At 67.0% G+C, this 21,709-nt stretch carries 16 protein-coding genes and 1 tRNA gene; 7 read left to right on the forward strand and 10 right to left on the reverse strand.

Annotation, left to right across the window (positions count from 1 at the left end):
* Nucleotides 1-5: 5 nt before the first annotated feature.
* Entirely contained in the window at nucleotides 6-521 is a 516-nt protein-coding gene (locus F0U63_RS27895) for an FHA domain-containing protein (protein WP_395834198.1), read from the reverse strand.
* A gap of 48 nt (nucleotides 522-569) precedes the next feature.
* Nucleotides 570-1,172: a hypothetical protein gene (locus tag F0U63_RS27900; RefSeq protein ID WP_395834200.1), complete on the reverse strand. Its 603-nt coding sequence runs from the start codon at nucleotides 1,170-1,172 to the stop codon at nucleotides 570-572.
* Nucleotides 1,173-1,294: 122 nt separating this feature from the next.
* Between F0U63_RS27900 and F0U63_RS27905 the strand changes: the two genes are divergently transcribed.
* Genes F0U63_RS27905 through cysQ form a run of 3 tightly spaced genes read left to right on the forward strand, consistent with a single transcriptional unit; the run spans nucleotide 1,295 to nucleotide 4,307 of the window.
* On the forward strand, nucleotides 1,295-1,507 hold the full coding sequence (locus F0U63_RS27905; protein WP_395834202.1) for a hypothetical protein: 213 nt from the start codon (nucleotides 1,295-1,297) through the stop codon (nucleotides 1,505-1,507).
* Nucleotides 1,508-1,528: 21 nt separating this feature from the next.
* Nucleotides 1,529-3,484, forward strand: a complete 1,956-nt coding sequence (locus F0U63_RS27910; protein WP_395834204.1) for an SDR family oxidoreductase — start codon at nucleotides 1,529-1,531, stop codon at nucleotides 3,482-3,484.
* Nucleotides 3,485-3,494: 10 nt separating this feature from the next.
* Nucleotides 3,495-4,307, forward strand: a complete 813-nt coding sequence (gene cysQ / locus F0U63_RS27915) for a 3'(2'),5'-bisphosphate nucleotidase CysQ (protein ID WP_395834206.1) — start codon at nucleotides 3,495-3,497, stop codon at nucleotides 4,305-4,307.
* A gap of 352 nt (nucleotides 4,308-4,659) precedes the next feature.
* Here cysQ and F0U63_RS27920 read toward each other — a convergent pair whose 3' ends face one another.
* The 7 genes from F0U63_RS27920 to F0U63_RS27950 all read right to left on the reverse strand — a co-directional run bounded on the left by F0U63_RS27920 (nucleotide 4,660) and on the right by F0U63_RS27950 (nucleotide 11,649).
* On the reverse strand, nucleotides 4,660-6,030 hold the full coding sequence (locus tag F0U63_RS27920; RefSeq protein ID WP_395834208.1) for a hypothetical protein: 1,371 nt from the start codon (nucleotides 6,028-6,030) through the stop codon (nucleotides 4,660-4,662).
* Nucleotides 6,031-6,036: 6 nt separating this feature from the next.
* Nucleotides 6,037-6,429 carry a hypothetical protein gene (locus tag F0U63_RS27925; protein WP_395834210.1) on the reverse strand — a complete coding sequence of 131 codons (393 nt, stop codon included), beginning with the start codon at nucleotides 6,427-6,429 and terminating at the stop codon, nucleotides 6,037-6,039.
* Nucleotides 6,430-6,451: 22 nt separating this feature from the next.
* Nucleotides 6,452-7,510 (reverse strand): hypothetical protein, encoded by a 1,059-nt coding sequence (locus F0U63_RS27930; protein WP_395834212.1) that lies wholly within the window; start codon nucleotides 7,508-7,510, stop codon nucleotides 6,452-6,454.
* 84 nt (nucleotides 7,511-7,594) lie between these two features.
* Nucleotides 7,595-9,355: a hypothetical protein gene (locus F0U63_RS27935; RefSeq protein WP_395834214.1), complete on the reverse strand. Its 1,761-nt coding sequence runs from the start codon at nucleotides 9,353-9,355 to the stop codon at nucleotides 7,595-7,597.
* A 488-nt stretch (nucleotides 9,356-9,843) separates the two neighbouring features.
* The gene (locus tag F0U63_RS27940; protein WP_395834216.1) at nucleotides 9,844-10,056 is read right to left on the reverse strand and encodes a cytochrome P450; all 213 of its coding nucleotides are present in this window, start codon (nucleotides 10,054-10,056) and stop codon (nucleotides 9,844-9,846) included.
* 52 nt (nucleotides 10,057-10,108) lie between these two features.
* Nucleotides 10,109-10,333, reverse strand: coding sequence for a DUF2283 domain-containing protein (locus F0U63_RS27945; protein WP_395834218.1), 225 nt, complete (start codon nucleotides 10,331-10,333; stop codon nucleotides 10,109-10,111).
* On the reverse strand, nucleotides 10,333-11,649 hold the full coding sequence (locus F0U63_RS27950; protein WP_395834220.1) for a hypothetical protein: 1,317 nt from the start codon (nucleotides 11,647-11,649) through the stop codon (nucleotides 10,333-10,335). The genes F0U63_RS27945 and F0U63_RS27950 overlap by 1 nt, the downstream gene beginning before the upstream one ends.
* A gap of 271 nt (nucleotides 11,650-11,920) precedes the next feature.
* On the opposite strand from F0U63_RS27950, the gene F0U63_RS27955 reads away from it, so the two are divergent.
* The 4 genes from F0U63_RS27955 to F0U63_RS27970 all read left to right on the forward strand — a co-directional run bounded on the left by F0U63_RS27955 (nucleotide 11,921) and on the right by F0U63_RS27970 (nucleotide 20,234).
* A tRNA-Ile gene (locus F0U63_RS27955) sits at nucleotides 11,921-11,994 on the forward strand.
* Nucleotides 11,995-12,333: 339 nt separating this feature from the next.
* Nucleotides 12,334-15,090, forward strand: coding sequence for a cation-translocating P-type ATPase (locus F0U63_RS27960; protein WP_395834222.1), 2,757 nt, complete (start codon nucleotides 12,334-12,336; stop codon nucleotides 15,088-15,090).
* A gap of 27 nt (nucleotides 15,091-15,117) precedes the next feature.
* The gene (locus F0U63_RS27965) at nucleotides 15,118-16,563 is read left to right on the forward strand and encodes an MXAN_5453 family MXYO-CTERM-anchored protein (RefSeq protein WP_395834224.1); all 1,446 of its coding nucleotides are present in this window, start codon (nucleotides 15,118-15,120) and stop codon (nucleotides 16,561-16,563) included.
* 215 nt (nucleotides 16,564-16,778) lie between these two features.
* On the forward strand, nucleotides 16,779-20,234 hold the full coding sequence (locus F0U63_RS27970) for a CARDB domain-containing protein (RefSeq protein WP_395834226.1): 3,456 nt from the start codon (nucleotides 16,779-16,781) through the stop codon (nucleotides 20,232-20,234).
* A gap of 79 nt (nucleotides 20,235-20,313) precedes the next feature.
* Here F0U63_RS27970 and F0U63_RS27975 read toward each other — a convergent pair whose 3' ends face one another.
* Nucleotides 20,314-21,585, reverse strand: coding sequence for an ABC transporter substrate-binding protein (locus F0U63_RS27975; protein ID WP_395834228.1), 1,272 nt, complete (start codon nucleotides 21,583-21,585; stop codon nucleotides 20,314-20,316).
* Nucleotides 21,586-21,709: the final 124 nt, after the last annotated feature.

Consider the following 21,709-nt stretch of genomic DNA (forward strand, 5'->3'; position numbering starts at 1 on the left):
CAAGCTCACGGACCCAGACGCCGCGCGAGCACCTTCGTGAAGCCACTGGCCAGATAGAACGTCAGCTCCACATGACCGAAGCGCACGCGCGCTCCGTCGTTCAGGGCACACGCGCGCCGTGGCAGCAGGCGCACCCCCTCCACGAACGTGCCGTTCTTCGAGCCCGCGTCGGTGAGCAGATAGCCCCCCTGGCTCTCACGCTGGAACCACGCGTGGAAGCGCGACACCGTACCATCTTCGAGCACCACGTCGTTGTTGCCCGTTCGTCCCACGGTAATGCCCCGGCCGAACGCATTCTCCCGCGTCTTGATCACCGGGAACACCACCGGCTCGCCCACCCCCATCATGGGCTTGGACACATGGCTGAGGGTGCGGAACTGCCGGTCCGAGTCGGCATCGTCCGGAACCCGCTCCGCCCCGAGCGCGGGCGTGTACACCAGCAGGGCGGGAGGCAGCGTCCGCTCGTACTCCGTCCGCTCCCGATGGAACCGGCCGATATGCAGGCTGAGAGGCTCGAGCATCTTCAGTACACACTTCACCCCGCCAGGGGGCACAGGATCCAGTGGGGCCTAGCGCCAGTCCGCGTACAGACCCAGTTGCAGGCCCCCGATGAACGGCCGGGAGCGGCTCGAACGTTTGTAGTTGTAGGGATCACCATACCCTACCGTGATTCCCGAGCCAACGGAACCGAAGCGGTAGCCGATCCGCGCGCGGCCTTCCAGCAGGCCCATCCAGGCAGACTCCCGGGCAGGCGAGGTGGTGAAGCGCCCCCGGGTCCAGGTGGGACCCGTGCTCACCTGGAAGCCCCACTCCAGGCCGGACTCGGTGCGGTTGGTGTACCCCACGCCGAACAGGAGCGAGTAGAGCTGGAGCGAGGTGAGCGCGCCGCTGGCGTCCGGGATGGAAGCGGGCCGGGCGGCGGCGAAGGCCACCGAGGGCTCGATGAGCAACCCGAGCGAGTCCTTCCGGCTGCGGAAGAACAGCAACTGCCACTGGACGCGGGCCTCGGGCAGCACCGCGCCCTCGCGCAGGGACACGCTCAGCGAGGCGGCCCGGGGAAACCAGGGCGGCGTGGTCGAGGCCGACAGCTCGGCGGAACGGGGGGTCTGGGCGCTCGCCGTCGTGCAGAGACAGAGAGTGAACACCAGGACGGCGAGGACACGGCGATTCATGCCGCTTCCTTACCTCGTTTCCAGGCAGGGCATGTCAAGCGCTTGTCAACGAAGTCCTCCGTTGGCTATAGCACGGGACCCCCCCCTCCCTGACGGGCGGGCTCAAGGAGTCATCAACCCCCATGCCCAGTGCGTCCGTACGTACAGGCAACACCAAGAAGCGCCCCCTGAGAGCCGATCCGCTGGTCCGCAAGGCGGCCGCGGCGGCCACCGGCCTGCTGGACCAGAGCGAGCGCGTGCTGGTCGTCTACGACGAGGGAGGGGCGACCCTCTATTACGAGTCGGACGACGCGGAGGATGGAATAGCCCGCCGCACGCTGCCCCGCGCTTCCTGAGCGCGAGAGCCCCCCACCACCATGGATGCCGAGCAGGACATGCCAGGGGGCTTCTCGCTTCCCTCGTGGCGGCCCACCCTCCCTCCCTCGGCGGCTTGGGACACCCCCCGGGCATGCTGGTGGTTGCTGCTGCCCGAGCCCCCCGGGCCGGAGGGAATCGGGGCCCGGCTGAAGCAGCGCCTCGAGGGGGCCGGTCAGCGCGTCATCCTGCTCACCCCCGGTCCCCGCCTCGCCCAGCTCGGTGAACACCACTGGTCGCTCCAGCCCACGGAGGCGGCGGACTACGATCTGCTGCTGCGCTTGCTGCTCCCCCAGGGTCTCGCGCCCGACCGGGTGCTGCACCTCTGGAGCCTCCTTCCCCCTGGGAGTTCCGGCGAGCTGGAGGCGGCCTTCGAGCCGGCCCAGGAGGGGGGATTCCAGTCCCTGATGTTCCTGCTGCAGGCCCTCGGGCGCCAGGCGCCCCGGCCCCTGTCGCTCGTGGTGCTCACCCACCGCATGCAGGCCCTGGGCGAGGAGACCCCCTGCCCCGAACGAGCCACGGTGCTCGGGGCCGTGCGCGCCGCGTCCCGCGAGTCCCCACACGTCGCCTGCCGCTCGGTGGACGTGAACCTCCCGGCGCCCGGAAGCTGGCAGGAGGCCCGGCTCGCCGGCTGGCTCCTGTCCGAGTGCGCCGCGGCCTCGTCCGGCGAGGACGTCGTGTACCGCGGCCAGCAGCGCCACGTGCGCGCCTTCGCGCCCATCGACTTCCCCGAGGCTACCCAGTCCTCCGCGCGCGTGCCCGGTCCGCTGTCCCCGCGCGAGCGGGGCGTCTACCTCGTGCTCGGGGGCTTCGGCACCCTGGGCTCCAGCCACGCCGAGGCGCTCGCGCGGCACGCCCGGGCAAGGCTCGTGCTCGTCAGCCGCTCCTTGATGCCCGAGCGCACCCTCTGGGAGGACTGGCTGGCGACCCACGACGCGAGCGATCCGCTCTCGCGGCGGATCCACCAGGTGCGGGCACTCGAGGCCCTGGGCTCCGAGGTGCGGGTGATCAGCGCGGACGTGGGGGATCGGGATCAGCTCCGGACCGCCCTCGACGAGACGCTCGCCCACTTCGGCGCGCTCCATGGGGTGGTGTTCTGCGTGGGCGCGATGAACCCCTCGCTCTCGCGCTCCCTCGCGGACCTGACGCAAGAGGACGTGCGCGTCCTCTTCCAGAGCCGGGTGCGCGGCCTGTACGCGCTCGAGGAGGTGCTGCGAGGCCGGCCGCTCGACTTCTGCCTGATCGCCTCGTCGCTCGCGGCGGTGTACGGGCGCGGGGCGAGCGCCGCCTATGCCGCGGCCATGAACTTCGTGGACGCGTTCGCCCTGCGCCAGGCGCAGCGCTCGCCAGTGCCGTGGGTGAGTGTGGACTGGGACGGCTGGGCCGGCGACGCGGACGCGTTTGCGTCGACCGTGGGCCCCCTGGGCTCGCGGCCCATCACGGCGGCCGAGGGCGCCGAGCTGTTCACCGGCGTGCTCTCGCTCGGCGGCGTGGCCCGGGTGGCCGTCACCCCGCGAGACCCGTCCGCCTCCGCCACGCCCCAGCCGCCGCCACGCCCCCCGGAGCACGGCACGCCCCGGGCCGAGCCCGCCGCCTCCGACCCGAGCACCGCGCGCAAGGCGTCCCGCCCCGCCCTGGAGACCGCCTATGTGGCTCCGCGCGACGCGGTGGAGGAGTCCATTGCGAAGGTGTGGGAGTCGATGCTGGGCATCACCGGGGTGGGCATCTACGACAACTTCTTCGAGCTGGGCGGCGACTGGCGCACCGGGATGACGGTGATGACCCAGGTGCGGGAGAAGACGGGAGTGCCCCTACCTCCCGTGAGCCTCCAGGAAGGGCCGACGGTGGAGCTGCTGGCCCAGCGGCTCCGGGCCGCGTCCGAGGGGCTTCCAGACAAGTCCTTCGATCGGCCCCTCGTCCCCTCCTCCACCGTGAAGCCCTCCGGCGAGGAGGACTGAGGGAGCGCGCATGAGCCGGACAGAGGAAGCGTTGACGGCCGCGGTGTGCGACGTGGCCCGCGAGGCGGGACGCGCCACGCTGCGGTTTCATGGAGGGCGGCTGGACGTCGAGCACAAGGCGGACGACTCCCCGCTCACGGCGGCGGACAAGGCCGCGCACACCCTTATCGTCGAGGCCCTGCGGCGGCTGACGCCCGAGCTGCCGGTGCTGTCCGAGGAATCCGACGAACGGGAGCTGACCGGGCGGCGCGAGTGGAGCAGCTACTGGTTGGTGGATCCGCTCGATGGCACCAAGGAGTTCATCAAGGGCAGCGGCGAGTTCACCGTCAACATCGCCCTCATCTCCGGGACGGAGCCCGAGCTGGGAGTGGTGCATGTGCCGGTCTCGGGCGTGACGTACTGGGGGCGGCGGGGCCAGGGCGCCTTCCGGGCGGACGCGGGCCAGGCACCGGTGGAACTGCACACGCGGCCCGCCGATCCCGAGCGGCTGGTCATCGTGGCGAGCCGGGATCACGCGGGACCGCGCGTGGAGGCGCTGCTCGCGCGGCTGCCCACCGCGAGGACGGCCAACATGGGCAGCTCGCTCAAGTTCTGCCTCATCGCGGAGGGCAAGGCGGACTTCTACCCCCGGTTCCAGCCCACCTGCGAGTGGGACACGGCGGCGGCGCAGTGCGTGCTGGAAGCGGCGGGCGGCGCGGTGACGGACACCGAGGGCCGCCGGCTGGCCTACAACAAGGAGCGGCTCACCAACCCGTCCTTCCTCGCCTTCGGGGACACGCGCCGGGACTGGCTGGCGCTGCTGGAGGAGCGAGGCGGCGGGTAGCTCACGGGCACTGCGCCATCCCCGCGTCGAGCCGCCCCGCCCTCACGAACAACCCAAGCGCGATCGCGCGGCCATGGACGAGGCCTTGCGACTCGAGTCTGTCCACGACGGATTCGAATGACGCATCCTTGTCGAGATCCACACACGACGGCCCACTTCCGCCATCCACCGTCCCGCCTCCGCCACCCGTTGGGTATTCAAAACCACCCTCGATATTGGTGCCAGCCTGTCTCACGGGAACTTCCGCACACCCGGACAGGCAGACACCCAGGGACAACACCAGGAGAGTCCAGCATCCCGTCATCACTCCCACTCCTTGTGGGCGCTTCGCTTGGGATCGCGGTTCTCCAGTTCAAGGATTCAGGAAAGGTTCGAACCCGGTGTGTTCATTCTGAAGCCGTGTCAGGAAAACCTCGATACTCCTGGTAATCTTTGCCTTCTCCCGTGCGGATGTGAAGTAACCGTTGATGAAAAATTCCACGTCGCTCCGGTATCGGACGGCTGGGTTGTAGCCTGGCGAATCCTGTCCAAGGAGTTTCAGGTTCTCGACGTGGACGTCTTCGAGTGTCACCTTTCGCGCCAGGGGATCATACGTGAAGCCCAGGTGGACACTGTAGCTCACGGGGACACGGTACCTTCGCCCGCCCGTCCAGAGCATGAGCTGGGTCTCTCCCCGCATGTGAGAACCGGACGCGAGCGCGATCTTCCGCCCTCTCCAGGACAGGGCATTTCCCTGGATGTCGAAGCGCCAGCGATGCAGGCCCTCCACGGGATTGACGAGCGGAAGCGCGGAACGGATGTTTCTCACGGAGTTCTCGAGCACGAACTCCTGGTCCAGCTTCTGGCGGAGCCTCTCGAAATCGAACTTCGAGTTGAGATGACGGAGACCGAAATGCGCGCCCTCCACCAGGAAGCCCTCTCCGTCCTCGAAGGACGCCTCCGGGTAGAGTTGCAGCCTCAACCCCAGGATCGCCTCACCCAGGGAGACGTGCGAGGCGCCGGAGTAACGGCGTGCGATGAGGCAGGCGTCCCGATGCCACTCGATTCCCACCTGCTCGCAGTTTCCACCCGCCCAGTAGCGCGCCCGGACAGTGTTGGAGAACGCCTCGGAGAGATAGGGTGTCGCCGTCATCATGAGCTGCGTGGCATAGGCACGGAGGTAGACGTAGTGCGCCCTGGGCAGATTCTCCGCGGGATTCATCCGTACGGCCCGCGGGTTGATGAGCGGGATGCGCTTGATGTCCGCATCACACTGCGGGCTCACCAGGGACCCGAGACAGATGACCCGGCCATCCACGGTTCCAAGCGAGGCCGGGAAGGTCAACGCCTCACGGATTTGACGGACGTCATAGTCCCTGTTGAAGCGGAACCTGGCCGTCGCCCTGTTCACGCCGTACTCGAACCGGACATCCACCAACGCCGGATTGTCCTGGGTGAAAAAAGACGACGCGAGCTCAATACGGGTGGGAAGGACATCCACCTTCACCACGTCCAGGTCATAAAAGGCCTCTCCCTGGCGCGCCCGGAGCAGACCGATGGACTCGCTCCAACTGGTGACGAACTGAATACTCGCCTCGATCTCCGGACCGTTCTCCCGCACTGAAATGAACTGCCGTCCGTCCTCCTCCGCCACGACCAGGGTGTTGGGAAGGACGACCAGGGGATCCGCGAGGGCAAGCGACGGAAGACTCAGCAACAATGCGACCACGGGGCTCCGCATCATGGGCTCCTAGATCTCCTCCGGAAGCAGGAGGACTTCCCCATCGGGGAGGATGGTGACCACCGTCCCCCCCTCGTAGGTGTACTGCGTGGTGCCATCGTCGAAGACACGATGAAGTTGAAGCTTGTCGAGTTCGAGCTTGATCTGCTGCTTCTTTCCCAACACCAGGAATCGGCCCTCCTCGTTCGAGGGTTCCTCCCGCCGCTGGACCTCGGCCTCCCGTGCACGGGGCGGCGGTGGGCGCTGCGCCTGACCCTCCTTGGGCTTGCTGGCCTGCCGCGACTCCTTCACCCTGCCGGCGGGCGCGGTTTGGTCAGACACCCACGCGTCCCTCCAGGACATTCCGACGAGCACGAGTATTCCCAAGGGCCCGGCGATGAGCCCCAAGCGATTCTTCGTCATGATTGGCTCCTTCCTCGACACTTCACGGCTTCACGAGGAACCCGAACGATCCCACCGCGTCGTTGGCCAGCGTGAATCTCACGAGACGTGAGCCCACATCCTCCTTGGCTCCACAGCGGTACACCTGCTGCCCATCGACAAGCGGGTAGCAGGCCTCCAGAACGACGTTCACGTGACGCAACCCGGTCGCGAGCTCATCCGTGAGCACACCTCGATCGAGATACGCCGCCACGTCGTCGCTCGCTGCCCAGTGACGAAGCGCGCTCAACGCCAGGAATGCCGGCTTCGCGTTTTCATCCTCCACATTCGTGACGAGCGGAAAGCTCTCGAAATAGTCCCGCGGGGTGGCCTTCGCCTTGACTCCGCTCAGCCAGGTGATGAGGTACTCCTGCCGCGGAACCTGGGCGAGCGTATTGTTTCGCGCGGCATTGAAGCCAGGCTTGCTCGGCTCGAGCAAGGTCGCGAAATTCGCGTAGCTCGGAGTGAGGGTCCCATTGAGCCAGCGGGTGACGCCCGTATAGAGAAACGTACCGTTGTCGTCCGGAATCTCGAATTGCTCGAACCGGGGAGCGCACTGGACGTACTCCTGCCGGATGAATTGAGCGAAGAGCGGAGCGTAGACGGTCGCGAGCTCCTGCCTGGCTTCCGCCGAGGCCTCACTCAAGTTCCCGGCGAGGACCGTGCGGCTCGGGACGTCGACGTCCGCGGGCGGGAGGGACAGGTACCACGCCTGGAAGCAGGACAGGTAGGCCCGCTGCGACGACAGGACGTGACGGAATTCGATGGCGAGTTGAAGCCCATTGAGCACGTCCACGTTCATGTTCACGAGGGGGCTGGATGGCACGGAGACACCACTCGCCGCGAACACATTCAACTGCTTCTGCAAGGCGTTCTTCAGCTCCGGGGCAAGACTGTCCGTCACATCGGCTCCCGCATACGACACATGCAGCCGGTAGACGTTTTCCGAGGTCGTCGTACGCCGGAGCTTCCCGATATACTCGGGGAGTTCGGCGGCCAAGGCAACCGCTGGAAACGCGATCACGGCGGCCATCACCCAATGCAAGCGCATGTTCTTCTCCAAGGATATTGAGTCCAACACAAAGCACTTGGCCAGCCCTCGAAGGGGCTGGCCACTGAACAGCATTCGACTCTCAATAACTGTGGGTCAGATTTCGTCTGGCAGCGAGACCTCAGGAGGAGGCGGCGGAGGGTCCTCCGACTCGATGTTCCCCTGGTCGTCCACGGGGGCATCCTGGTTGCGGTGCTCCGCGCACTCCGGCGTCGTATCGTTCTCGTCGCACAGATAGGAGTCCCTTGCTTCCGAATAGGCGTCCTCGACGGGCTGGCTCGTGGACCACTCCGATGGGGTGCAGGCGAGGTACCGCTTCAGGCCAGGGTTCCAGGCCAGACACATGTCGGCCGTCCCCAACTCGACGTTGATCTGCTTGTTCTGGTCGATGATGATTTCCTGCTCGAACTTCACCGTGTTCAGGTGTTGGATGTTCTGGGTGTTGGTGTGCCAGTAGAAGCGCGCCGCATTGGAGAAGGCTCCGACAATCGTCCCGATGTACCCGAGGGTGCGCGCGCTCCCGAAGAGACTGGACCAGCCATCGTTTGCCCCCTGGTGACGGTGTGCCGCGATGTCCTCCTGCACCTTGTCCCAGTAGGTCAGCTTCTCGCTATAGGAGAGGGAGACGCGCTCGAAGTACAGGTTCGTGAAGCGCTCTTGCAGCGCCACCAGGGACTGCGCGTAGACGAGCTGCGCCGCGCTGCCATCACCCCCCTCGACGTGGACCCGGCAGGGCTTGTTCGTCTCCGCCACCGACTTCGCCACCATCGAGGAGTAGATGTCATCGTTGAAGATGATCAATCCATCCTTGATGTCCGCGCGTCCCTGGACGGACCAGCCCGTGGTGAAGTCACACGAGAGCCTTGCCTTCAACGCGGGCGGGCGGACCGTCAGTTGGGCCTTGAGCCCCACGGGCACGACGATGGGGGGAGGCGCGGAACTGAACTTCTCGGCACCGTCGAGCGTCAGGTCGAAGTTGTACGTCCCCGAGGAGCCATCCCCGCTCCCCTTCATGGAGCGGAACAGCGGCACGCCGATACGCTGTTGATCATTGCTCCCGGTCATGGTCTCCGCGAGCGAGAAGTACGAAATGCTCTGGATGGGGAGCTTGACCAGGCTCACCTGGTACAGCCCCAGATCGGCCCGGACCTGCTTGTAGAACTTCAGGTACTCGATCTCCTCCGGAGTGAAGCCCGAATAGACGTTGCCGGAGAAGATGCCGCCATTGGACTGGCTGAGGTCTCCCAGCTGCTTCGTGCGCACCGACACGTCCTTGACGTCCGAGGACGAGAGGGGGAATCCGGACAGGCCGAAGAGATCCGCCATGCGGCCGTACTTGGCGTCCAGCACATAGGAGGGCAGTTCGCTCTCGTTGTTCTGGGCGCGGGTCTTGAGTACTTCCAACTCCGCCGCGAGCTTGGTCCGAGCAGCGTTGATGGTATCGCGCTCTTGTTGGGTCAACTTCGGATCCTGGAGCTTGGCCGTGAGGACCGAGTAGGCCCTCCGGATCGCCATGAACTCCTCGGTGGCCAGCAGGCTGATTTCCTTGCTGATGGTGTCGATCTCGCTGCGGCGCGCGATGGCCGAGTCATTCGCGACCACGGTCGCCGCGCCCGCGGGGTTGGGTGACACCCGGAACGTGGGCGAGTAATAGAACTTCGTGGGATCCGCGTGATCCTGGTAGGTGCCCAGGCTCAGGATGAACTTCAGCGCGTTCTTGCCCTGATCCGTCTCCGCCAACCTGAGGAGGACCGTATTCTCCTGAGGAAGCGCCTCGGTCATCGTCTTGGGTACCGCGAGCGCGGACCCCGCGGACAGCACAACCCCCAACACCATCAACCCCTGCTTTGCTTTCATGACATCTTCCCCATCCCCATGCCGAATTGACTCACGCGCGTTGTCTTCGTGCGTTCGCTCAACTCGATCAGCAATTCAGAGCAGCAGCCGTCCGCATCTCATGGCGGCGACTCCGCTCCTCATGCACCATTGAACTTCAGCCCACACGGCGACTTCATCTCCCTACATCAAGCACACATGTACACCGGTTCCTACGACGCACATGGTCGACACAGGGGCCCGATGCATCAATTCTGTTCTCAGGTGCCGATGAGTTCTCGGGCTCTGAACAAGAGGACGAAGGGCAGGCGCTGGCTCACATGCCCGAAGGAGAAGCAGACCTGACCAGGGGATGGAATCGTCCGGCAGGGCAGCCCTGCGAGGGGGCGTTCACCGCCCGGCATCCGCTGTCTGTGTTCAGTAAGCGCCCGCGGCGTTCGCGCCGATGCCGGAACCGAACATCAGGCGAACCGCCGCGGCCCATCTTCACCACCGGGGCGGCTCGCGCCTCAGGAGGCGGCGCCCACGGGGGTGACGCGCATGCGGGGCGAGGGGTTGGGCGCCAGGGCAATGGCCGGGCGGGGACGGATGTTCTGCCCCGGCTCCAGTTCCAGGCGGTAGCGCTGCGCCCTCATGGAGAGGATGAGCTGCGACTCCATGAGGGCCAGCTCGTTGCCGATGCACTGGTGCGGGCCCGCGCCGAAGGGGAAGTAGAGGCCCACCACTGGGTGCTCAGCTCAAAGCGGGGCCATGCGTGTCTTCATCGACGGGCCATCACGCCAGGATCTCAATTCCAACCAGGACTCCATCCTGGTCGAAGTCGAGCACCACATCGGGGCCCGTGTAGGACCCCATGAGTTCGGCCAGCCTGATTGATTTCGACATCTTGCAGGTCTCACCGGGGTGACTCGGGAGGCGCAAATAAGCCACGTCCTGATCGTCTTCGGAGACTCTCAGTTCGAAGCGCCCGAACTTCTTCTTGGAATCCGTCTGCCCCATTACGGCCTCCACTGCAAAACGGTCTTCAGCTTCAATACACCATCCCTGAGCTGATAGACGACCGCACCACCTCGGCCAAAGCCAGGAACGATGACGCGGTCCGCGTGGGCCGTGTCCCGAATGGTTCCGGGCGGAAGCCCCGACTTCTCGATCTGCCGGCCGAACTCCTGCAAGGCCGCGCGAGCATCCTGCACGCTCGAGAAACCAGCCCGTTCAACCGCACGTTCCGCCGCGTGCGGCATGTTGCTGTTGACCACCTTGTCAACGTGGATATCCGACGCGCCTCTTGTCACCTCACCCGTGACATGGCCGTTGCCTCGACCCTCTCTGGCCGACATTGCGACCGCACTGGGGGCGAGGGTGATGGTAACGGCCTCGGCACTCACGGCAACCGACTCCACCTCCCCCACTGCCGCGAGGCGGATACCCACCTGAGTCTCCGCTTGCGCCGCCGCCTGCATCGCACCGGGCAGCGTCGGCACCTTCGCAGCCAACCCCGTCGCGGTGTTGCCAAGCGCCACCGTGGCCAACATGGCGAACGCTCGCGCCGCGTTGCGGCCCATGACCTTCCCGTACCGCTCCCCGGCCTCGCGCAGCGCGTTGAACGTGGCGGCCCGATCCGCCTCGTCCATCAGCCGCTTGAAGCCCACGACGAGGCCCCAGAAGGTGTCGACGCCCACGTAGGAGATGAGGGTGGCGGTCATCACCGCCGCGAGACCCTTCGAAACCGTCACGTCGGGAATCGAGATGAGGACCATGTACGTCGTCCAGGTCCAGAGTACCGCCGACACCATGGCGTGGGGGTCGGTCATGTCCTTGAACGCCGCCAGCATCTCGTCGAGCACGGCCCCCTTGGCGAGGGCGAGGGCCAGAGCGAAACGGCCGTCTCCGTTGACGACGGGGCTCTCCGTCAACAGGCGGAGGCCGTCTCCGGGCCTGCCGGTGCGCTCACACCAGCGCAGGTAGGCGCGAGTCAACTCCACTTCCGCCCCCGGTGGTGCCCCCTCCAGATGTTCGTCCGGCCTGAGCGGAGTGACGCGGCGGCTGCGTGTCTCGTAGGTGTACGAACCACTCCGCGCCTCGACCTCGAACAACTTCCGGGCGGCTTCCTGGGGCCGAGTGGAGGGCCGAACCTCTCTGGCACGCTTCGCCACGGCCTCCTTGAACTCGTCGCCGTTCAAGTTCACCGGCTCGGCACCGGAGCGTAGGGTGAAAACGAGAGTGTCGGCCTGACCCGTGTCCAGGCGAACAACCCGAGAAGCGGTAGCACACCCGGCAAGGAGCACCAGCAGCACCGCCGTCCAGCCCAGCTTCATGGGAATTCCCCCCTGACGATGACCACCCTTGATGGGTAGCCACTCCAATTGGGTACCCTATTGGCAGCCTGGTCTCCTGGGCACGGACCACGCAGGTGGCGGGGCCACGCTGGAAGAGAGCCCACCGGCGAGTGCATCCTTCTCGTTGCCCTCGGCGAGCCCTGTGGTATAGAGCCGCCCGTGGTCGCGCGTCCGACACCTCCGCTCGCCCGGATTCAGTAGTTGCAATGGCGGTAGGAGGAGAAGTAGAAGGGCGCCGCCATTACCTGATGGCCAGGTAGCTCACCTGGTTAGAGCGGCGGTCTCATAATCCGCAGGTAGTCGGTTCAAGTCCGACCCTGGCCAAGGCCCCGGAGTCACTCCCTGAGTGATTCCGGGGTTTTTTTTTGCCCTCGGGGTTCGAACGAGCTCGGCGACGCCCAGCGTCGAGGCTCCAGGCACCCTCCCCGCCCGAGCTCAATGCATCCCGGTGGCCACACCGTCGCCGGACCTCCCAGGAGGCGACGGCGGTGAGCCCGGACAGCGAGCAGAGGATGACGTCTTCGCCTCCCGCTGCCTCATCCCATTCACCCGGAAGTAGACACCCCGCGTCCGCTCTCGCGCGATGAGAACCGAACTCCTGGTAGCACCCGTTCCAGGAGCCAGGGCATCCTCGGGATTTCCCCGGAGTGAGGAGCGCGCGCGATGCAGGATCCCACCACGTCCCAGGAGCAGACGGGCACCCGGCCTCCGCCGGGCACGTCCGGACACACGGCTCCCTGGCATGCCCTCCACCCCGAGTCCGTGCTGTCCCGGGTGGAGAGCACGGAGGCCGGGCTCTCGCACGAGCAGGCCCGGGAGCGGCTCGCCCGCCACGGACCCAATGTGCTCAAGCGCGAGCGGGGCGATGGCGTGCTCACCCTGCTGTGGCGGCAGGTGAACAGCCCTCTCATCTGGGTGCTCATCGCCTCCGCGGTGCTGGCCGTCCTGCTGGGCAAGGTGACGGACGGGCTGGTGGTGGCCGCCGTGGTGGTCCTCAACACGCTCGTGGGCTTCGTGCAGGAGTACCGCGCCGGCAAGGCCATCGAGGCGCTCAGCCAGATGGTGCCGCAGACCACGCCCGTGCTGCGCGGCGGGCACAAGCAGTCCGTGCCGGCCGCGGACCTGGTCCCCGGGGACGTGGTGCACCTGGAGTCCGGAGACCGGGTGCCCGCGGACCTGCGGCTGCTGCGCGCGCGCAACCTCCAGATCGAGGAGGCCGCGCTCACCGGAGAGTCCGTGCCCTCGCGCAAGCAGGTGGACGCCGTCGCGGAGGACGCGGAGCTGGGAGATCGCGCGAGCGTGGCCTTCGGCGGCACGCTGGTGACGTCCGGAGCGGCGACCGCGGTGGTGGTGGCCACTGGCGGAGCCACCGAGCTGGGCCGCATCTCGCACCTGCTGGCGCAGGCCACCGACTTGCGCACGCCCATGACCCTGGCGCTCGAGCACATCGGCAAGCTCATCACCGGCGCCATCATCGTCCTGTCCGGGGTGCTGCTGGGCGTGGGGTTGGTGCGCGGCTACGATCTCAGCGAGGCCGTCCTGGTGGCCATCACCCTGGCGGTGGCCGCGATTCCCGAGGGCCTGCCCGCCATCGTCACCATCGCGATGGCCATCGGCGTGCAGCGCATGGCGGCCCGCCGCGCCGTCATCCGCAAGCTGCCCGCCGTGGAGACCCTGGGCAGCACCACCGTCATCTGCACGGACAAGACGGGCACCCTCACGCGCAACGAGATGACGGTGCAGGCGATGTGGACTCCTCGCGGGCGCTACACCCTGAGCGGGGTGGGCTATGCGCCGCAAGGGCAGCTCCAGGTGGAGGGCCAGCCGGTGGAGCCCCCTCCCGAGGACGTGCGCGCGCTGCTGCTCGCGGGCGCGTTGTGCAACGACGCCGCGCTCCACTCCCGGGACGGCCGTTGGGAGATGACAGGAGACCCGACCGAGGGCGCGCTGGTGGTGGCCGCGGAAAAAGTCGGCCTGCGCCTGGAGGCGGAGCGCACGCGCCACGTCCGCGTGGACGCCATCCCCTTCGAATCGGAGCACCAGTTCATGGCCACGCTCCACGCGGGGGAGCCCGAGGGCCGGCGCATCCTCCTCAAGGGCGCTCCCGAGGTGGTGCTGCGCCGCTGCGCATTGGAGGGCGGCCCGGAGCCGGTGCTGGCGGAGGTGGAGCGCCTGGCGCGCCAGGGCATGCGCGTGCTCGCGGTGGCCCAGAAGGCCGCGCCCTCGCTCGGAGACGACCTGCGGATGGAGCACGTGGAGGGAGGCTTCACGCTGCTCGGGCTGGAGGGAATGATCGATCCGCCCCGCGAGGAGGCGCTCGCGGCGGTGAAGGCCTGCCACGCCGCCGGCATCCGCGTGAAGATGATGACCGGCGACCACCAGGCCACGGCGGAGGCCATCGGGGTGCTGCTGGGCATCCACGCCCCGGATCGGCCGGGAATGACGGGCGCGCGGCTGTCCACCCTGGATGACGCGCGCCTGACCGAGGTCGTGGCGGACACGAACGTGTTCGCGCGGGTGGCGCCCGAGCACAAGCTGCGGCTGGTGCGCGCGCTCCAGGCGAAGGGACAGGTGGTGGCCATGACGGGCGATGGCGTCAACGACGCGCCCGCGCTCAAGCAGGCCAACATCGGCGTGGCCATGGGCATCACCGGCACGGCGGTGTCCAAGGAGGCGGCGGACCTGGTGCTCACGGACGACAACTTCGCCTCCATCGTCGCGGCGGTGGAGGAAGGCCGGCGCGTCTACGACAACCTCATCAAGTCCCTGGCCTTCGTGCTGCCCACCAACCTGGGCCTCGCGCTCATCCTCATGTTCGGGGTGGCCTTCTTCCCCATCCAGCACGTCGAGGGGAAGTGGGTGCCGTTGATGGCCATGCTTCCCACGCAACTGCTGTGGATCAACCTGGTGGCCACCGTCACCCTGGCGCTGCCCCTGGCGTTCGAGGTGCGTGAGCGCGACGTGATGCAGCGCTCACCGAGGGCCCCGGACGCGCCCGTGCTCAGCCACTTCGTGGTGATGCGCACGGGCCTGGTGGCGCTGCTGATGGCCGCGGGGGCGCTCGGGCTGTTCCTCTGGGCGTACCGCCAGGACGGCGCCGGACAGCCCACGCGGGCCCTGGCCCATGCCCAGACGATGGCGGTCAACACCGTCATCAGCTTCCAGATCTTCTACCTGTGGCTGTGCCGCACCCTGGCGGGCTCCCTGCGGGCCGTGGGCCTGTTCAGCAACCACACCCTCTTCGTGGGCATCGGGATCCTGGTGCTGCTCCAGGCCGCCTTCATGTACGTGCCCTTCCTGCAACGGCTCTTCGGCTCCGCGCCCCTGTCGCTCGAGGATGTCGGCCTCTCGGTGCTCGCGGGAATGGTGGTGTTGCCGGTGGTGGGCTTGGAGAAGTGGCTGCGCTCGCGCGGCAAGTGATTCCCCGCACAGCAGAGGTGAAGTGCCATGAAACACCGTGCATTGGTTGATCGGAATCCCCTGTTCGCCGCCCTGGGTACGCTCCTGCTCGCGGCGCCGGCCCTCGCCGCGCTGCCGGAGTACACCTTCCTGCTCCAGGCCCGGACCAACATGGTGGGCAATGGCTCCGGAGCCTACAACCTGGAGCCGGGCGCCCTGCTCTCCGGCAGCTATACGCTTCCCATCACGAAGGACCGGAGGGTGGGCTTCACCCTGGCCATCACTCCCGAGGGTTCCCCGAGCCTCTGGTATGGCGTGGAGGGAAAGGGAGAGCGGATCTACACCCTGCCGAGCACCGACCCGGATGTCCGGATGGGGGACCCCAGCCTCGACTCACGGGGCAACGTGGTGTTCGCCGTCACGGGCGCGAGCGTCGACACCACAGAGAATGGCATCTACCTGTTGAACGTGGACGACCCGAAGCAGGTCCGTGTCATCCGCGAGCCACTGGGCGCCTCCTACTGGTCGAGCCTCGTCCTCAACGAGGCGCAGCAGTTCGCGGCCCGCGCCCGGGTCGGAAACGGCAACGCCTACGCCCTGTACACCCCTCGGGAAGGTCGCTACGAGGCGACGCTCCTCGCCAAGGACCGCACTCTCGACGCGGCCAGCCCCTATACCTACCTCTATTCGCCCAACCTCAACGATCTGGGACAGCTCGTCGCCGCGGTGGATCTGCAGAGCTACACCACCGAGTGGTTCCAGGAGCTGCGCGTGTGGAACCCGGATGGCACGTCCCACCTCATCGCGGAGTCCCGCGGGCGCGACTCCTCTTCCTCCATCTACCGCTTCGCCTCGGTCCAACCCGCGCTCAACAACCAGGGGCAGGTCGCGTTCCTGGCGTCGTTGCGCGATGCGTCGGGGAAGCAATCCACCGCGCTCTTCTTGTGGGATGGGGCCGAGCTGAAAACGCTCGCGCAAGACGGCCAGGGAGACATCAAGGAGTTGGAACTCTTCCCGCCGGACATCAATGATCAAGGGCTCGTCGTCTTCCGTGCGTTCCGCGCCGATGGGTTGCGCGCGGTGTGGGTGAGCGATGGCGCGTCCCTCAAGCCCGTGGTGACGGAGCACGATCTCCTCCCCTCGGATCTCGGCTCCGCGCGCGTGGATCAGGAGACGCCCTCGAATCCCGTCTTCGGCGGCGCCCCGATGATCAACGACCGCGGGGACATCTCCTTCTGCGCGGGACTGGCCCCGCCGAAGGACGACCAGGAGGAATGGGGCTCCGCCATCTACGTCGCCCAGTCCTCGTTCGTGCCGCCGGGAGAGAGCGATGGAGGCGTGGAGCCCGACGCGGGCTCCGGCAACCCCGCTCCCAGCGAGCCCGGCTCTCCCTCGGGTTGTGGCTGCCAGGCGGCGGCGTCCGCGGCGCTGTGGCCCTGGGCCCTCCTTGGCTTGCTGCGTCTTGCCCGGTCGCGGCGAGCCCAGAGCCAGTGAAATTTTCTGCCTGGGCAGGTATTCCTTTTATTCATGGTTAACATGGAATAACCTGAAAAATGCGTTGAGGCTCTCTAGAGCTGAACTTCCAACGCACCTGGAAGACACAAGTGGGCGTGTGTCACGCCCTTACCCCCTTGGAGGTCTCAGTGAAGGACAGGCACGCACGGCATTGGGCTCGCACCGGGCCCGGTGCTGGATTGATTTTGCTTCAAATGATGACCGCCTGCGGTCCCCAGCAGCAGCCGTCCGCGCTCCCCGGCATGGGCGTGGTGGCCTCGAAGCTGGACCAGAACGTCGCGCTCGGCAAGAGCATCACGGCCTCGGGTTATACGCAGGTCTACGTCGCGGCGAACGCGAACGACGGCAACCGCGGCACCTACTGGGAAGGGGCGCCCAATGCCTATCCCAACACCCTGACGGTGAACCTCGGCGCCAGCCACACGGTCAGCGCCGTGGTGCTGCAGCTCAACCCGGACAGCGTCTGGGGCACCCGCACCCAGAACATCACGGTGCTGGGGCGCAACTCCGCCAGTGGCACCTTCGCCACCCTGGTGGCCGCGGCGGACTACACCTTCAATCCCGCGAGCGGCAATCAGGTGACCATTCCCCTGAGCACCACCGCGAGCGAGCTCCAATTGCGCTTCGCGTCGAACTCGGGCGCCCCCGGCGCGCAGGTCGCGGAGTTCCAGGTGCTCGGCTCGCCGGCCGGTGGAACGGCGACCTATGCCCTGACCGTCAACAACGGCACGGGTGGCGGCGCCTACGCGGCCGACACCGTGGTGAACATCTCGGCCAACCCGGCGCCCACCGGTCAGGTCTTCAGCTCCTGGTCGGGTGGCATCGCGGCCAACTTCGGCAACATCTCCTCGGCGTCCACCACGTACAAGACGACCGCGGCCGCGGCCACCCTCACCGCCAACTACACGACGGCGGGCACGGGCGGCTCCAAGTACGAGGCGGAAGCGGCGACCCTGAGCGGCGGCGCGGCGACCACCACCAACCACGCCAACTACAGCGGCTCGGGCTTCGTGGAGGGCTACTGGGCCCAGGGCGCGAGCACCCGCTTCAACGTCTCCGTCACCAGCGCGGGTTGGTATGACGTGGGCCTGCGCTATGGCAACGGCTTCACCGACTCCAACCTCTCCGTCTATGTGAACGGCACGCGCAGCGCGCAGAGCGCCCTGCCCACCACCGGCAACTGGGACGTCTGGGCCACCAAGGTCGAGACCTTCTATCTGAACGCCGGTGGCAACTCGATCGCCTACCAGTACGACGCGGGCGACATCGCGAACGTCAACCTGGACTACATCACCGTCGGAGCCACGGCCGCCAAGAAGGCCGATCTGACCGTGGCCGACATCCAGTGGAGCGCGGCGAGCAACCCGCCCAAGGAGGGCGAGGCCATCACCCTCAAGGCCGTGGTGAGGAACGCCGGCACGGCCGCCAGCCCGAGCGGTGTCCACAAGGTCTCCTTCCGCGTGAACAACCAGGAGATCGCCGCCTCGACGCTGCCCACCACGACGTCCATCGCGGCCGGCGCGAGCGCCACCCTGACGGCCAACGCCACCTGGTCCACCGCCAATGGCACCTACGCCGTCACCGCCGTCGTGGACCCGGACAACGCCATCGCCGAGTTCAACGACGCCAACAACAGCGCCACCAAGAACCTCACGGTGACGCAGCAGCCCGGCCCGGACCTCGTGGTGAAGTCCATCTCCCAGAATCCGGCCAACCCCACCGCGGGCAGCCCGGTCACCTTCAACGTGACCGTCGCCAATCAGGGCCTCGACGCGGCCGGCAGCTCCGCCGCCATCAAGCTGACCATCGACGGAACGACGAACCTCTCGGGCGTCACCTCCACGGCGCTCGCCGCGGGCGCCTCGGCCGTCGTGAGCCTCGGCGGCTCCTGGACGGCCACCAACGGCAACCACACCCTGGTCGCGACGATCGATCCCGCCAACGCCATCTCCGAGGCGGTGGAGAGCAACAACACGCTGAACTCCAGCTTCTACGTCGGCCGCGGCGCCCGCGTGCCGTGGATCGAGTACGAGGCCGAGGACGGGACGACCAACGCCCAGGTGCAGGGTCCCAGCCGCGCGCTCGGCACCATCCCGGGCGAGGCCTCCGGCCGCAAGGCCGTGGTGCTCAGCTCGACCGGCCACTACGTGCAGTGGACCACCACCGCGCCCGCCAACGCCATCGTCATCCGCAACAGCATCCCCGACGCGCCCAGCGGTGGCGGCACCCGGGCCACCCTCAGCCTCTACGTCAACGGCAGCAAGGTGGACACCCTCACCCTCTCCTCCAAGGAGGCCTGGGTCTACGGGGACGACGCCACCCAGTACAACAACCCCTCGGCGGGCCCCCCGCGCCGCATCTACGACGAGTCCAGCAAGCTGCTGAAGACCACCATCCCCGCGGGCGCCACCGTGCGCCTGCAGAAGGACTCGGGCGACACCTCCCCGTACTACGCCATCGACTTCATCGACCTCGAGCTCGTCGCGGCGCCGATCGCCAAGCCCGCGGGCTACGTCGACGTCACCCAGGCGGGCAATGGCTGGGAGCCCGCCATCCCCAACGATGGCATCGCCGACGACAACGCCATCAGCCAGGCCATCTGGGCGGTCCAGGCCGGCAAGTTCACGGGCGTCTACCTGCCGCCGGGCATCTACGATCAGACGAACAAGATCCAGGTCAAGGGCGTCACCATCCAGGGCGCGGGCCTGTGGCACACCCGGCTCTACAACGCCAGCCTGGCCGAGGACGCGGGCTGGGGTCAGACGGGCTTCATCATCACCGGCGATGACTCGAAGTTCCGCGACTTCGCCATCTTCGGCAACACCGACGGCCTGCGCACCCAGGGCGGCAAGGCCTGGGTGAACTCGGCCTTCAAGAACACCGTCATCGAGAACATGTGGATCGAGCACGTCCACTGCGGCTACTGGGTCGGCGGCCCCTCCGAGTCGACGAACCTGCGCATCAGCAACGTGCGTATCCGCAACACCGGCGCGGACGGCATCAACCTGTGCAACGGCACCAAGGACAGCGTCATCGAGAACTCGCACGCCCGGAACACCGGCGATGACGCCTTCGCCATCTGGTCCGCGACGGACCTCTACCCGCAGCCGGACCGCAACAACGTCATCCGCAACTGCAGCGTGCAGATCGTCTGGCGCGCCGCCGCGTACGCCATCTACGGCGGCGTCGGCAACCGCATCGAGAACAGCACCGCCGCGGATGTGCTCACCTACCCCGGCCTGACCGTGAGCTCCGAGTTCAACCCCTACCCCATGGAGTCCGCGACGATCGACGGTCTGACCCTCACCCGCACCGGTGGCACCTACTGGGGTGGTCAGCAGTTCGGCGCCATCTGGCTGCGCGGCGACCAGAACCCGACCAACGGCATCACCATCAAGAACGTCGACATCGTCGACCCGACCTACCAGGGCATCAGCATCCAGAACAACAACGGGGGCGCCTTCACCAACGTGTTGTTCGATCAAGTCACCATCACCAACCCCACCACCTACGGCATCCAGGTGCTGTCCACGGCGAAGGGCGGGGCCACGTTCAGCAACGTGACGGTGAACAACGCGCCCAGCGGCAAGGCCGTCAACCAGAGCAACGGCGGCTTCACCATCACCAACGGCGGCGGCAACAACTGGTAGCTTGAAGCTCCCCCCTGGAAAAACATCGGGCCGCCCCTGGAGACAGGGGCGGCCCTTTTTCTTCACGCCAGGGGCGAGCTCACCACTTGCCGTTCTTGCCCATGCGCTCGAGCTTCTTCTGCAGATCCTTCACCTTGGCGTCGGCCTGCGCCGCGCCACCGGAGAGGATGGAGTGCACGGTGTTGCGGAAGTCCGCGCTCACGCGGCTGTACTTGGCCCCCGTCACCTTCGCCGGCCGCGCGACCGCGTTGGTGAAGGTGTCCAGGAGCGTGCCGAAGAAGGGATTGGCCTTCAGCACGTCCGCGTCCTTGTAGAGGCTGACGATGGTGGGGTTGAAGGAGCCGAGGATGGCGCGGCGCTTCTGCTCCTCGGTGCTCGTGAGGTACTTCACCAGATCCGCGGCGATCTCCTGGTGCTTGGAGTACTTCGACACCGACAGGTTCCAGCCGCCCAGGGCGCCGGTGGACTTGCCGTCCGCTCCGCCCTTGGGCAGCGCCACCACGCCCACCTTGCCGTTGATGGGGCTGTCCGGCGAGTTGGCCAGCGCCCATGCGTAGGGCCAGTTGCGCATGAACACCGCGTTGCCCGACTGGAAGACGCCGCGCGCGCCCTCCTCCTCGTAGGAGAGCACGCCCTGGGGCGCGATGGTGCCAATCCACGAGGCCGCCGTCTTCAGCGCCTCCACCGCCTTCGGATTGTCGATGTTGACCTTGCCATTCTTGTCGACGATGGCCCCGCCCCCGAAGGAGTCGATCCACTCCAGCGCGTTACAGGTGAGCGCCTCGGCCGCCTTCGCCTGGAAGACGAAGCCCACCATCTTCTCATTGCCGCCCTTGCGCTCGGCGTCCTGCACCAGCTTGGCCGTCGTGGCCAGCTCCTGCCAGGTGGTGGGGGGCTTCTGCTTGTACTTCTCCAGCAAGTCCTTGCGGTAGTACAGCACGCCCGCGTCCGTGAAGAACGGCATCGCCACGAGCTTGCCGTCCACCGTGTTGTTCTCCACGATGGCCGGGAAGTGCTGCTTCACCACCTCGTCCGGAATGTATTGCTTCAGGTCGATGAAGTGGGCACCGAGGATGCCGGGCCACACCGCGTCCACCCGGAAGACGTCGATGTCCGAGGAGCCCGTGGACAATTGCTGCTGAAATACCGTCAACTGCTCGCTGGCATCCGTGGAGCCACTGACGAGCTTCACCTCGTGGCCGCTCTTCTTGGCCCAGGCCTCCGCCCCCTGCTTGCAGAGCTCGAACTCCTTACCCACGGTGCCGCAGGAAATGGCCACGGTCTCCGCGGCGGCGACAGTGGGAACAACCAGGGTGGTGGCGAGGCTGATCGCCATGAACACGTGACGCATTCGGTTCTGCCTCCTGAGGGGGTAACGGCGCGGGAGCATCCCCAATTTCCCCGGCGAACCCAACGAATTCGGCGCCGCTCAATGTCAAACAGTGGGCAGAACTCCCCTCAGGACGCTTGCGGAG

This window comes from Cystobacter fuscus, assembly GCF_044360685.1.
Taxonomy (GTDB): Bacteria; Myxococcota; Myxococcia; order Myxococcales; family Myxococcaceae; genus Cystobacter; species Cystobacter fuscus_C.